The 11,575-nt window shown below is 44.3% G+C and carries 15 protein-coding genes; 6 read left to right on the top strand and 9 right to left on the bottom strand.

The features are described 5' to 3' along the window. Positions 1 to 143: 143 nt before the first annotated feature. The 7 genes from JGK39_RS29815 to JGK39_RS29785 all read right to left on the bottom strand — a co-directional run bounded on the left by JGK39_RS29815 (position 144) and on the right by JGK39_RS29785 (position 3,111). On the bottom strand, positions 144 to 923 hold the full coding sequence (locus tag JGK39_RS29815; RefSeq protein ID WP_293261724.1) for a polysaccharide deacetylase family protein: 780 nt from the start codon (positions 921 to 923) through the stop codon (positions 144 to 146). 179 nt (positions 924 to 1,102) lie between these two features. After that, the gene (locus JGK39_RS29810; protein WP_293261721.1) at positions 1,103 to 1,291 is read right to left on the bottom strand and encodes an NfeD family protein; all 189 of its coding nucleotides are present in this window, start codon (positions 1,289 to 1,291) and stop codon (positions 1,103 to 1,105) included. Between the two features lie 155 nt (positions 1,292 to 1,446). Beyond that, a complete protein-coding gene (locus JGK39_RS29805) occupies positions 1,447 to 1,842 on the bottom strand; it encodes an NfeD family protein (RefSeq protein WP_293261718.1) in 396 nt (131 codons plus the stop codon). A gap of 288 nt (positions 1,843 to 2,130) precedes the next feature. After that, positions 2,131 to 2,313 (bottom strand): NfeD family protein, encoded by a 183-nt coding sequence (locus tag JGK39_RS29800; RefSeq protein WP_293261715.1) that lies wholly within the window; start codon positions 2,311 to 2,313, stop codon positions 2,131 to 2,133. An 84-nt stretch (positions 2,314 to 2,397) separates the two neighbouring features. Continuing rightward, entirely contained in the window at positions 2,398 to 2,580 is a 183-nt protein-coding gene (locus JGK39_RS29795) for an NfeD family protein (RefSeq protein WP_293261712.1), read from the bottom strand. Between the two features lie 84 nt (positions 2,581 to 2,664). Next, positions 2,665 to 2,847 carry an NfeD family protein gene (locus JGK39_RS29790; protein ID WP_293144766.1) on the bottom strand — a complete coding sequence of 61 codons (183 nt, stop codon included), beginning with the start codon at positions 2,845 to 2,847 and terminating at the stop codon, positions 2,665 to 2,667. Positions 2,848 to 2,928: 81 nt separating this feature from the next. After that, positions 2,929 to 3,111 carry an NfeD family protein gene (locus JGK39_RS29785; RefSeq protein ID WP_293261709.1) on the bottom strand — a complete coding sequence of 61 codons (183 nt, stop codon included), beginning with the start codon at positions 3,109 to 3,111 and terminating at the stop codon, positions 2,929 to 2,931. Positions 3,112 to 3,325: 214 nt separating this feature from the next. Here JGK39_RS29785 and JGK39_RS29780 point away from each other — a divergent pair, with 214 nt between their 5' ends. The 3 genes from JGK39_RS29780 (at position 3,326) to rodA (ending at position 8,260) form a co-directional block, all read left to right on the top strand. Next, complete coding sequence (locus JGK39_RS29780) at positions 3,326 to 5,746, top strand: tetratricopeptide repeat protein (RefSeq protein ID WP_293261706.1); 2,421 nt, start codon at positions 3,326 to 3,328, stop codon at positions 5,744 to 5,746. A gap of 59 nt (positions 5,747 to 5,805) precedes the next feature. Next, positions 5,806 to 6,153 (top strand): VOC family protein, encoded by a 348-nt coding sequence (locus tag JGK39_RS29775; RefSeq protein WP_293261703.1) that lies wholly within the window; start codon positions 5,806 to 5,808, stop codon positions 6,151 to 6,153. 847 nt (positions 6,154 to 7,000) lie between these two features. Beyond that, positions 7,001 to 8,260 (top strand): rod shape-determining protein RodA, encoded by a 1,260-nt coding sequence (gene rodA / locus JGK39_RS29770; RefSeq protein ID WP_293261700.1) that lies wholly within the window; start codon positions 7,001 to 7,003, stop codon positions 8,258 to 8,260. A 123-nt stretch (positions 8,261 to 8,383) separates the two neighbouring features. Here rodA and JGK39_RS29765 read toward each other — a convergent pair whose 3' ends face one another. Next, positions 8,384 to 8,575, bottom strand: a complete 192-nt coding sequence (locus JGK39_RS29765) for a hypothetical protein (RefSeq protein ID WP_293205715.1) — start codon at positions 8,573 to 8,575, stop codon at positions 8,384 to 8,386. 138 nt (positions 8,576 to 8,713) lie between these two features. Beyond that, entirely contained in the window at positions 8,714 to 9,547 is an 834-nt protein-coding gene (locus tag JGK39_RS29760; protein ID WP_293205713.1) for an IS5 family transposase, read from the bottom strand. Here JGK39_RS29760 and JGK39_RS33765 point away from each other — a divergent pair. The 3 genes from JGK39_RS33765 (at position 9,533) to JGK39_RS29745 (ending at position 11,179) form a co-directional block, all read left to right on the top strand. Further along, positions 9,533 to 9,766 carry a pentapeptide repeat-containing protein gene (locus JGK39_RS33765; protein WP_366049387.1) on the top strand — a complete coding sequence of 78 codons (234 nt, stop codon included), beginning with the start codon at positions 9,533 to 9,535 and terminating at the stop codon, positions 9,764 to 9,766. The two genes, JGK39_RS29760 and JGK39_RS33765, sit on opposite strands and share 15 nt — an antisense overlap. Before the next feature lie 8 nt (positions 9,767 to 9,774). After that, positions 9,775 to 10,173 carry a pentapeptide repeat-containing protein gene (locus JGK39_RS29750; RefSeq protein WP_293298493.1) on the top strand — a complete coding sequence of 133 codons (399 nt, stop codon included), beginning with the start codon at positions 9,775 to 9,777 and terminating at the stop codon, positions 10,171 to 10,173. A 208-nt stretch (positions 10,174 to 10,381) separates the two neighbouring features. After that, the gene (locus tag JGK39_RS29745; RefSeq protein ID WP_293298490.1) at positions 10,382 to 11,179 is read left to right on the top strand and encodes a pentapeptide repeat-containing protein; all 798 of its coding nucleotides are present in this window, start codon (positions 10,382 to 10,384) and stop codon (positions 11,177 to 11,179) included. Positions 11,180 to 11,575 lie beyond the last annotated feature (396 nt).

The following is an 11,575-nucleotide window of genomic DNA, read 5'->3' as shown; positions in this document are numbered from 1 at the left end:
CTAGAAAGGACTAAAGTCCTCACTACGAACCTACTAGAAAGGACTAAAGTCCTCACTACGAACCTACTAGAAAGGACTAAAGTCCTCACTACGAACCTATAGAGCGTATTTTACAGAACAGGATAATATAAGTCCTCAGAACTTTATTGATTTTTCAACAACTCAGAAACAGTTTTAAAATCATAACCTTTTGACTGCAAAGACTTGACAATTATCTCAGTTGCTGCTACGGTTTTCGAGCGATCGCCCCCGCCGTCGTGCATCACCACAATCGAACCCGATCGCACATTATCAATCACCCGATTTGCGATATCCTCTACCGTGTGAGTTTTCTCATAATCTTGAGAATCCACATCCCACATAATCAATTTTTTGTGCATTTGGGAAACCAAATAAGACAAACCTACAAATCTCCGCCCCCAAGGCGGGCGAAAACTGATCGTGTCCTGCTTCACCCCAAATTTCAGCAAAAGTCGATCCGTTTTTTCAATCTCAGACAGCAAATATTCTCGGGGTTTAAACATCATATCTTTGTGAGAATAGGAATGGTTTGCCAACTCATCACCCCTCGCCACAATCATTTTCACAATTTCGGGATGTTTCTCAATATTGCGGCCGATTTCAAAAAAAGTCGCTTTAACTCCATAGCGGTCTAAGATATTTAAAAGCTGATTTGTATAGGGAGGATACGGGCCATCGTCGTAGGTAAGCGCCACAACTTTTGCTTCCGTATCGGCGCGGTTGATGCCAAAATAATTGTGGAATTTAGTAACGTTAATCAGCAGCGATGCTGCAAAAAACAATGCTATTGTGAACAGCAGAAACTTTTGTAAATTTTTACCGATTCGCATAGCTGGATGAAAGCTCGATCGAGCATTAAAGTGGATTGCTGTCAGATTACCACAATTTGTGGCTGATTGCATAAGATCGATCGCCCTTGTCAAATGTGCAAAAAAACACCGGCAATAGTGCCGGCGCATACCTGTTGTTGAGGTTCAACGCTAAAAGATGGAAGAGAATACAGGTGAAAAGAGCGATCGCGCCTGAAGAGATTTGAAGAGAGATCCGCCTAGGCGGCAGCGCGATCGCAAATTCCCGCATTTCAAGCTATACCCTCCACCAATAAAGTAATCTTGTCAATTCCTACCACATAAACCAGTTCCCCGGGTTTAAAAGTTTTGCCTTTATTGCACTTAGCGGGCCACCAACTGCATTGAAAGCGGACGCGGCCGCATTTGCCCGGTCGAATTTCTTCTGCAACGATTGCTTCTTCAAAATAGTCAAAAAACATGATTGCTGCTCCTAAAAATATGTGGGAATTGTTTTGAAGACGAACAGTTTATGAAATATTCACTAATTAATAAACAATTCATCAATCTCCCAATCCCCAAATCCTCCAATCTAAAATCTAAAATCTAAAATCTAAAATCGCAAGATGCTTTGCAATTACCCTTCAACAATCAGAGTCACATTGTCAATGGCGATGACTCGAACCGCTTCTCCGGGTTTAAAAGTAATTTCTTGGTCAGATGTTGCAGGCCACCAACTGCTTTGAAAGCGGACGCGACCTGATTCGCCCGGACGAATTTCTTCTTCAACGATCGCTTTTTGGTCTGGATCTATCACCTTTGGTGCTACATGAGTATGGACTGTTTCTGCATCGCCGACAGCGGGTTTTTCCTCAGCGGCAGCCGTCTCTTCTGCTGCATCGGTGCTGGACTTGTCCGCACCGGAGACGGCTGCTTTTGTTTGATTAACACCGCCGACTTTTTCCTCATCAGCGAAGGCTAAGATTCCTTCTTCTTCAATAAAGCTTGCTTCTTCGACATAGTTAGTAGACATGGCGGATTGCTCCTGAAGATAGGTTGTGTTTGACTTTTGGATGCAAAAAGCTCGCGCTTTTCCAGTTTGATTAAAGGATCGGATTTCTCATCCCAACAATTGCGAGCTGGAACTTAAATTCTGCCTCCTACAAACCAATATAAATCCTCAACTTTAGTCTGGCAGATTCCAAATTTTAGACTGACTTTCAAACTCTCAGCTTTAATGAGAGTGTAAATCTAAAATCTAAAATCTAAAATCTAAAATCTAAAATCGACTGACCACTCCCCACCTCAGAGTTTTTCCGAACTAAGCTTCAACTATTAGAGTAATGTTGTCAAGTCTCAGGACTCGAACCACTGCACCGGGTTTCAAAGTTATTTCTCGCTCGCACTTCGCCGGCCACCAACTACTTTGGAATCGGACGCGACCGCATTGGTCGGGTCGAATTTCTTCTTCTACGATCGCTCTTTCCAAATGGCTGACAGTCATATTTTTTGCTCCCAATATCAAGTTTTTCGTAACCCTCAGAGCTGATAAACTTATAATCAGACTCGCTAAATTCTTAATGCCCAACTACGCTTCAACTATCAGAGTCACGTTCTCAAGTGCCAAGACACGAACCACTTCACCGGGTTTCAAAGTTATGTCTCGATCGCACTTCGCAGGCCACCAAGTGCTTTGAAAGCGGACGCGACCGGATTGGCCTGGACGGATTTCTTCTTCTACCACCGCTTTTTTCAAATGGTTGAGACTCATAACTTTAGGACTCCTGAGTGCTGATTTGTCGGATTCTTGAGAGGTAAAAACTTGCAGGGCTCGATTAGCTTGGTCGATCGGCAGTTAGGCTGCCACAATCAGAGTAATGTTGTCAATTCCGATGACGCGAACCACGTCACCCGGTTGAAAAGTCATCTCTTGCTCGCACTTGGCTGGCCACCAACTGTTTTGGAAGCGCACGCGGCCGGATTCTTGAGGGCGGATTGCTTCATCGACGATCGCTTTTTCGGAATTGTCAAAAGTCATGATTGCTGGCTCCCGATTATAAGTTTGGCTGAACTTTGAGATGCGAAAAACTGATGGCTAGGGTCGTTACTCCATCGCCAGTTAGGCTGCGACAATCAAGGTAATGTTGTCAATTCCGACAACGCGAACCACGTCACCCGGCACAAAAGTTATGTCTCGATCGCATTTTGCAGGCCACCAAGTGCTTTGAAAGCGCACCCGGCCGCATTCTTGAGGACGGATTACTTCATCGACGATCGCCTTTTCATCAGTGTTAATAGACATAGCTGCTTGCTCCTGAATGTATGCTCGACTTGATTTGTGCGGATGTCGGAAGCTTGTCTGTCAACTTCCCCTCCACACTCAACAGTCTCGCAGGTCAATGCAGGCTGTGTCAGTCGGCAAAAGTCCTTATAAGTCGGCTGTTTGAGCGTGTAAGCGAGTCGGAAAAAGTCTGTTAGAGTTGTTTCATATAGGTAACGCTAAAGCTGGTGACTCAATGGAAGCGGATCAAGCACTGGATTTTACTAACTCGTTACTTGTGGCTCGAAACCTGAAAACTCTCGACAACCTTGACAGCGCGATCTTTCGCGAAGCATGGATCGGGGTACAAGGCAGGACGTACCAACAGGTTGCAGAAGGTGAGGGATATGGACTAGGGACTGTTAAAGATGCTGCCTCTAATTTGTGGAAGCGGCTTTCAGCCTTGTTTGGAGAAGGCGAAAAAGTTAAAAGAGACAACCTGCAAGCGGTAGTAGATCGATATTGGCGCAGCTACTCGAAACTAGAACCGCAGTCGGGACAAATTGTTCCAGCCCGAGTTTCTCAGGGGCTAGATTCGGACTTGGAAATCGAAAATCCGAACTTTTTGGGCCGGTTTGGGGCGATCGAGGATCTCAATACTCTGGTCGCCCAAGGCGCTAAAGTGATTGTGATCCAAGCTGCCGGGGGTATGGGCAAAACGACTTTAGCCAGACAGTACCTCAAATCTCAAGGGTTCGATCGCGTGATTGAGCTGCTGATGGCAAAAGAGACAGAAAACCTCACAGCCCTGGAAAGTGCGATCGAAGAATGGCTCAAGCAAGACTTCCAAGAAGAACCAGGGCCAGACTTTGGCGTCACCCTCGGGCGGCTGAAGCGGCAACTTCAGACTCTCAAAGTCGGCGTATTGATCGACAACTTGGAAGCCGCCCTCGACGGACAAGGTAAGTTTATTGAACCCCACCGGCTGTACGTCGAGCTCTTGCGAGTTTTGGCTGATGCGGCGGTGCAGTCGGTAACGCTGATTACCAGTCGCGATCGACTTTGCGATTCTGACGTAACCGTCGAACACTACCTGCTTCCGGGATTGGATGTGGAAACTTGGCAGCAATATTTTAGCGATCGCAACATCAACATAGATGCGATCGCCCTCCAGGAAATGCACAAAGTTTACGGCGGAAATGCCAAAGCAATGGGCATTCTTTGGGGGACAATGCGAGAAGATTTTGATGGAGACATGGCTGCCTACTGGCTGGAAAACAGCGACGATCCGCTAGTGGAAACCGACTTAAAAAATTTAGTTACCAGTCAATTCAACCGCCTGCAAGAACTCGATCCCGAAGCCTATCAACTCCTCTGCCGTTTGGGCTGTTACCGCTATCAAGACGTACCGACAGTACCTAGTGACGGACTTTTGTGTTTGCTTTGGGACGTGCCCGAAGCGGGGCGCAGACAAATCATTAAATCGCTGTTGCACCGATCGCTAGTCGAGTCTCAGAAAGGCGAATACTGGGTGCATCCGGCCATTCGGGAAGAAGCAGTCGATCGGCTCTCGCCCGCAGACTGGGAGACGGCCAACCGCAAAGCAGCCGAGTTTTGGACTGAAAGCGTAGAAACTATCGAGACAGTAGAAGATGCCCTGAAAGCTTTTGAAGCGTACTATCACTACGTAGCAATTAGCTCTTTCGAGCAGGCCGCTAGCGTCATACTCAAAAAAATCAACATCCAGTTTGCCAAAGATTACAAACTCGGACGGGCGCTCTACAAACTAGGTTTCTTGCAACCAATAATTTCAGCAACTACTCGCATCGTCAACAATGTGACTTCTGACTATTATTTGAGCGGTCTTTACAGTATTTTAGGCGTTTCCTACCGAATATTGGGCGACATCAATCAAGCCATAGAATGTCACCAAATATCCGAAATAAAAGCAACTAAATGTCTGCAAACTATAGCAAAAAGTAGCGAGCCGGAAAACGGCAAACAAGCCAATCTAGAATTTTGGAAACTTAACGCAGCGATCAATATAGGGTTTTGCCAAATAGAAATGCTGGAATTAGAATCAGCTCTAGAGATATTTGTCAAGATGAAAAATTCGCGGGATGAAATCGGGATTATCGGGATTAACAGTTATTCGATCGAGGTCGGCTTAGCTTTTCTCAACTCCTGTGTGGGAGTCAAAAAAGCTGCCAAGGAACTCGCCGACAAACTGTATGCCGATCGCGAAGAGAGTCAGTTGGTGGGTACGGGATACAAGTTAGTGTTTCTAGCCAGCACCTATAAAAACCTCGGAGATCCAGAAAAAGCTTTGAGCTTGTACCGCCAGGCGATCGCCCAGGCCGACGAAAACCAGTACAGCACCGTCAAAGCCAAAGGACTCAGCGGTATAGCCGCCCTGTACCGAGAACGGGGAGAATTTGACCAAGCACTTTTGCAGCACGCAGAAGCAATACAAATACTCGATCTACCCAGCGCTAAATTAGACCGAGCCGAAGCTTATTATCAACTAGCTCTGACAGAACAAACACTTGGTAACATCGAGCCAGCCCAAGAAAATTTTGACCGCGCCATTCAACTGTTCAGCGAAATGGACGCCAGCAAACAAGTAGAAAAAGTACAGTTTTCTGCCACCAAAAATCCCGAAAAAATCCCTAATTAACCGAGAAACAAAGGAAAAAAGATACAATAAAGTAAACCACAACAATAAATTTTGTAAAGATGAAACTAAAACGATTGGGACACGTAGCCGTCTGCGTGCAAGACATAGAGAAATCTGCTCAGTTCTACCTCAATTTGGGCATGGAGTTAGTCTGGAAAGATGCAGACTGGGCTTATTTGAAAGCAGGAGATGACGGACTGGCGCTGTTGAGTCCGACTTACGACCAAGCAGGGCCGCATTTTGGGTTTGTATTTGACGATCGCACCGAAATGGAATCCGCCTACCAACAACTCAAAACAGAAGGTGTTTCCGTCACCCAGATTCACGAACACCGCGACGGTACAGCCTCTTTTTACGGCAGAGACCCCGACGGTAACGGTTTTGAGTACCTTTATGAACCGGCGTGAGGATGATTAGTCGAGTTTTGGACGCATGAGAGCCAGAGAAACCGGGTTTTTTATCTAATTTGTGACTATAACCAAGGATTTTGGTAAAAAAACTCGGTTTCTGACTACCCGTGCGTCCAGGACTATCAGATTTGTCGATCGTGCGAGTACCTAAGGAATGAGAATTAAATAACTTACAATTTTATATGGTTCTTGTGGGATGGGCGGGAGAGCCCGTCCAGAAAGCACGGGCTCTCCCGCCCATCCCACAAATATGTGTAAATTATTCACTTCACGATCCTAAGCTGTTGACATCCACCCCGACCGTCGCGGACGGGGATTCCCAAACCTCACGATTTGAATTTCTGCTTCTTGGCAACTGCCTCCATCCTAAAAGAGATTTTGGTCTTATGTTCGCTCCACAGACTAACCCCGCAAGAGAAAGCGGTTTTTATGTGTCGAATACCAAACGGAATTCTTCTCCTGTTTTGATTCTAGGGATGTTTACCATTGCCCCATCCTATGCATCCCGGTCTACCGATTTTGCGGTCGGTCGCCAGCACCTGGCTGAACTTCGCTCGCAAGTGGCTGTTTGATCCATCGTCTCGGGTGGGTCGTTGACCAATTATATTGTAATATAAAGCCGTCCTAAAAGGACGGGGTTTCTACCCATTTTTTTGATGATACCTGCGGGCACTGCGATCCCCTACCAGACTGCCCGGAACCTCCGTACAAGTGGCAGAATAAAGTGACATACTGACACCAACACTCCCACAGTACGGTGCAGGCTCAGAATCCAAAATATATCCACAACTTCCGAAAATCGGCTCGATAATCTAAAATCTAAAATCTAAAATCTAAAATCCTCATGTTCCAAAGAGTACAAGTCAGAAACCGCTGGACATCAATCTTCAAACCATGGGAAGAAGCAGATCCTTGGCTGTTTGCAGCCTGCATTGGCCTCACCATCTTCGGGGGAGTCATGATCCGCAGCGTCGAAATCAACCAGGGCTCGATCGACTGGTGGCGGCACTGGGTAACTGGCGCCGTCGGTTTGTTTCTCGCCATCATCATTTCCCGCTGTCGCTACCAAATACTGATTGAGTGGAAATGGCCGATTTACGTATTAATTAATTTGTCGCTGATCGCAGTGCGGTTTATTGGTACTACAGGGCTCGGTGCCCAGCGGTGGATCAATATCGGCGGCTTCTACCTGCAACCCTCAGAATTTGCCAAAATAGGGATGATTATCACCTTAGCAGCTCTCTTGCACGAGAAGACAGTCCCTACTGTCCGCGATATGTTGAGGATGCTGGCGATTATGGCCGTACCCTGGGGATTGATTTTTGCTGAACCAAATTTAGGTACTTCGCTGGTGTTTGGCGCGATCACAATGGGGATGTTTTACTGGGGAAATGTCAATCCCGGCTGGCTGATATTGCTGTTCTCTCCTCTATTCTCAGTTCTCCTCAATAACCTGTCCACACCGATTTGGATAGCCTGGGTAGTCGTTGCGGGTATTATTGCTTGGCGAAGCCTACCTTGGCCGTGGTTGGGGACTTTCGGTGCTGTGCTGGTGAATGTGGTTTCTGGACACGTCGGACACGTATTTTGGGGCGTGCTGAAGGATTATCAAAAAATGCGCCTGACAGGGTTTTTGAACCCCGAGAAAGACCCTTTAGGCAGCGGATATCACTTGATTCAATCTCGGATTGCGATCGGGGCCGGGGAACTCAAAGGCAGGGGTTTGTTTCACGGAACCCAAACTCAGCTTAACTTTATTCCCGAACAGCATACGGACTTTATCTTTTCGGCGATCGGCGAAGAATTGGGATTTATTGGCTGTATTTGCGTGCTGGTGGTATTTTGGATCATTTGTTTCCGCTTGGTGACGATCGCACAAACCGCAAACGACAATTTTGGTTCCTTGCTGGCGATCGGCGTACTGTCAATGTTAATTTTTCAAGTATTCGTAAATATTGGGATGAACATCGGCTTGGCACCAGTTACGGGGATTCCGCTACCTTTCCTCAGTTACGGGAATGCGTCGCTGCTGAGTAATTTTCTCGGATTGGGACTGGTGGAGGCGGTGGCGAACCAGCGACAACGCAAGAAGCGTTGGAATTAGGTGATTGGTAATTGGCAATTGCAAATTCAAGCCCTTTAAGTCTTATAAAATAACCCTAGTTTATAGGGTTTGCAGTGCCAGACAGGTCAAGGTGTATGTCAAGCGATGTACACCACACCAGGGCTATTTGATTCTACAGATGTCTTTAAGTATGTTAAAACTCAAGCCAGCCAGACCTTGAGCTTGAGCCATGTTTTGAAAGCCACGATCGCGATACAAATTTAGGGAAAAATTGCGATCGATTGTCCAACATTGAACGAGTCCAACAGTGCGAATGCGACAAGCATCTTCTACGCCGGGTGACATCACGGACATAATGAACCTTGTTTTCGACTCCCCAATAGCCTCGAATTCTTTGAGCAAGGGAAGCGGCTGTTTCGGTTAATGATGTGACGTAGTACCGAGTTTCGGTGGAGGATTCAATAGACCTCTTGCGAAAGTCTCAGGCGATTGCTAATTTGTCTTTAAAGAAAGTTCATAATTATAAATACCAGCTATTAAATTAAATCTTAATCCAAAGCGTCTTCTTCGATTCCGATATCTAGATGAAAGTATTCTAAATATCTTTAAACTTCGATGTATATTTTCCATGATAATTCTGGATTTTGCCAGTTGTCGATTGAATTGTTTTTCGGCTTGACTCAGTTTTTTGTTTTTGTTTTTTTTGAACGGTGTTCTACTATTAGTATGAATCTTTGTGATTCCTTGATAACCTTTATCACCTAGCAATTCAAGGTTTTGATTTATCCCGATCTTGCTTTTTTTAAACAAACTAAAATCATGCGTCTTCCCGTCACCAAAAGCTGTACATATTATTTCAGCACTTTTTGGGTTGGCTAGAACTTGCGATTTTATTGTATGATATTTTTGCTTGCCGCTATAATATTTCTTTTGCTTTTTTTGGGGACGTTCTATTTCATGCTCTGACACATCCAATACTACAGTTTTTATCTCATTGTTACTTTGATAAAGAATCTTTTTGCCAGGTAAATTAAATAAACCTGACCTTATTAAAGCTTTCTCAGTTCTAATTACAATTCGATCAGCATTTGATTCACTGATACCCCATTTAATTCCTAAATGAAAAAAAGTAGGATATTCACGCAAATAGGATAATGTCATTAAGATTTGGTCTTCTGAGCACAATTTGCTTGGTCTTCCAGATTTTTTTTGAAATATTTTTTCCGCTTTGACTATTTTTACCATTTCCTTGAATGTTTCTTGATGTACTCCACAGTAGCGTTTGAAGTCCTTGGGGGTAGACTTTTGTAATTGTTCGTAATTCATATTATTCAGCTAATTTTTTCTTTTATTTTACTAGAGCGTTCGCACTTTTGCCAGAGGTCTAATGCTAACTTGAGCGAGGCTCACTTGGATGGTGCACAGTTGATTAATGCTAATTTTAGTGGTGCTAACTTGAGAGAAGCTTGGTTGGAAGGGGCTGACTTGAGTGGAGCCAATCTAAGTAATGCCTGCGAGAGAAAACGCAACTTTGGACTCTGCTGACGTGACTGATGCCAACCGAGCGTGGAGCTAATTTGAAAAATGGTTTTTTATCTAGACTCAACTGCCAAAATACAAACCTCACTGGAGCCGACCTCAGCGATGCAGACCTCGGTGAAGCTGGTTTTCATAAAGCAACTCTAATTGGCGCGAATCTAAGTAATACCAAACTACATCAAACAGGGTTTTGGAATTCCGATCTTACTGGAGCTAACTTTAGTGGTGCAATTATGGATGAAACATCATTTGATGGTTCAAATCTGTGCCACGCTAATCTGATGGGAGCTAGACCCGATCCTGAATATGACGACTCAAATACAATCAATCTTTGCGGAAAATGGGAAGACGCTACCTTGTGCAATACTGTCATGCCAGATGGAACCATCCGAAATGATAATTGTACAGCTTGATGAATGCTAAACATTGCTGAAAACAGATATTCATCTGATTTCTGTTTCAATAGGCGTCAGATAAATTAATACAAATCCGCGTTCAATATCCCCTTGATAATTAACCGCACCAGCGCGACTAGGAGGTGGAGTGCGATCGTATTGGACTAGCAAAACATAGGATAATTATACTATAATTCAAAAGTTAAAATAATTGACTAGATAATTTATGAACGCTGAAGAATTGCTCGAACGGTATACCAGTGGAGAAAGAGACTTTGCTGGGGTTGACTTGAGCGGTGTCGATTTGAACAAGGCAAAGCTCATTGATATCAATCTCGCCAATGCTATTTTGATTAATGCTAACTTGACGAGTACTCATTTGAGTGGTGCTGACTTGAGTGGTGCTAACTTAAGCGGTGCTAACATGGATTGTATTGACTTGAGCGACGCTAACTTGAGCAATGCTAACTTGAGCGAGGCTAACTTGGAGGGTGCTCAGTTGATTAATGCTAACTTCAGTGGCGCAAACTTGAGAGAAGCTTTCTTTCGAGGGGCTGACTTGACTGGAGCTAATCTAAGTAGTGCCTGCTTACAAAACGCAAATTTGGACTCCGCTGACTTAACTGATGCCAACCTCAGTGGAGCTAATTTGAAAAATGGTTGTTTATGTGGGATCCACTGTGAAAACACTAACCTCAACGGAGCCGACCTCAGTAATTCAGATATCACTGAAGCCTACTTTGAAAAAGCGACTCTAATTGGCACGAATCTAAGTAATACCAAGTTGCATCAAACTGGGTTTGAAAATTCCGATCTTACTGGAGCTAACTTTAGTGGTGCAATTATGGATGAAACATCGTTTGATGGTTCAAATCTCAGTCACGCTAATCTGATGGGGGTTCAGCCAGAACCTAGTCTGATGGCAAAGAAGGTTAGGCTCATGGGAAAAGGGTTTGAAGAAGCTATCTTATGTAAGACTATCATGCCCGATGGAACGATCCGAAATGATAATTGTACAGCTTGATGAATGCTAAACCTTACTGAAAACATATCTACCTTCCATTTAAAAAATTGTAATGTCGCAAGTAGGTTAATTTCGTAAAACTTTCAGGTCAGGATTCATAATTTCCTGTTTTATACCTGTAGATTATGGATTTTTCTGTAGGCACATAAACAATTGTGTTTCTCTGATTTGGTAAAGGCTTAATATGTTTGATTTGACCGGAAACAATTTCTATGGGAATTAAGCCAGGATCAAAGGCTGGATAGGTTCCCTCTGGTCGAAAATATCGGCAGTAGTTACATCCTTTGTAATCAATCTTTTTTTTTACGATTCAATCACTACTACTTGTTCAGGAGGATATAGTATAAAGTATTGCAAGGCCGTAATTTCTACGATATCAATACCTAAATTATTGGG

Source organism: Microcoleus sp. PH2017_12_PCY_D_A, assembly GCF_020738565.1.
In the GTDB taxonomy this organism is placed as follows: Bacteria; Cyanobacteriota; Cyanobacteriia; order Cyanobacteriales; family Microcoleaceae; genus Microcoleus.
Note: the sequence above shows the minus strand (reverse complement) of the source record. Positions and strands in the feature narration are given on the sequence as shown.

What these genes read in the sequence shown, in the direction of transcription:
- JGK39_RS29790 (WP_293144766.1), bottom strand. Translation starts at nt 2,847, where the DNA reads ATGACTTTTGACAATTCCGAAAAAGCGATCGTCGATGAAGCAATCCGC.
- JGK39_RS29765 (WP_293205715.1), bottom strand. Translation starts at nt 8,575, where the DNA reads ATGTCCGTGATGTCACCCGGCGTAGAAGATGCTTGTCGCATTCGCACT.
- JGK39_RS29750 (WP_293298493.1), top strand. Translation starts at nt 9,775, where the DNA reads ATGCCAACCGAGCGTGGAGCTAATTTGAAAAATGGTTTTTTATCTAGA.
- JGK39_RS29810 (WP_293261721.1), bottom strand. Translation starts at nt 1,291, where the DNA reads ATGTTTTTTGACTATTTTGAAGAAGCAATCGTTGCAGAAGAAATTCGA.
- rodA (WP_293261700.1), top strand. Translation starts at nt 7,001, where the DNA reads ATGTTCCAAAGAGTACAAGTCAGAAACCGCTGGACATCAATCTTCAAA.
- JGK39_RS29775 (WP_293261703.1), top strand. Translation starts at nt 5,806, where the DNA reads ATGAAACTAAAACGATTGGGACACGTAGCCGTCTGCGTGCAAGACATA.
- JGK39_RS29805 (WP_293261718.1), bottom strand. Translation starts at nt 1,842, where the DNA reads ATGTCTACTAACTATGTCGAAGAAGCAAGCTTTATTGAAGAAGAAGGA.
- JGK39_RS29815 (WP_293261724.1), bottom strand. Translation starts at nt 923, where the DNA reads ATGCAATCAGCCACAAATTGTGGTAATCTGACAGCAATCCACTTTAAT.
- JGK39_RS29785 (WP_293261709.1), bottom strand. Translation starts at nt 3,111, where the DNA reads ATGTCTATTAACACTGATGAAAAGGCGATCGTCGATGAAGTAATCCGT.
- JGK39_RS29800 (WP_293261715.1), bottom strand. Translation starts at nt 2,313, where the DNA reads ATGACTGTCAGCCATTTGGAAAGAGCGATCGTAGAAGAAGAAATTCGA.
- JGK39_RS29760 (WP_293205713.1), bottom strand. Translation starts at nt 9,547, where the DNA reads ATGAATTACGAACAATTACAAAAGTCTACCCCCAAGGACTTCAAACGC.
- JGK39_RS29795 (WP_293261712.1), bottom strand. Translation starts at nt 2,580, where the DNA reads ATGAGTCTCAACCATTTGAAAAAAGCGGTGGTAGAAGAAGAAATCCGT.
- JGK39_RS29745 (WP_293298490.1), top strand. Translation starts at nt 10,382, where the DNA reads ATGAACGCTGAAGAATTGCTCGAACGGTATACCAGTGGAGAAAGAGAC.
- JGK39_RS29780 (WP_293261706.1), top strand. Translation starts at nt 3,326, where the DNA reads ATGGAAGCGGATCAAGCACTGGATTTTACTAACTCGTTACTTGTGGCT.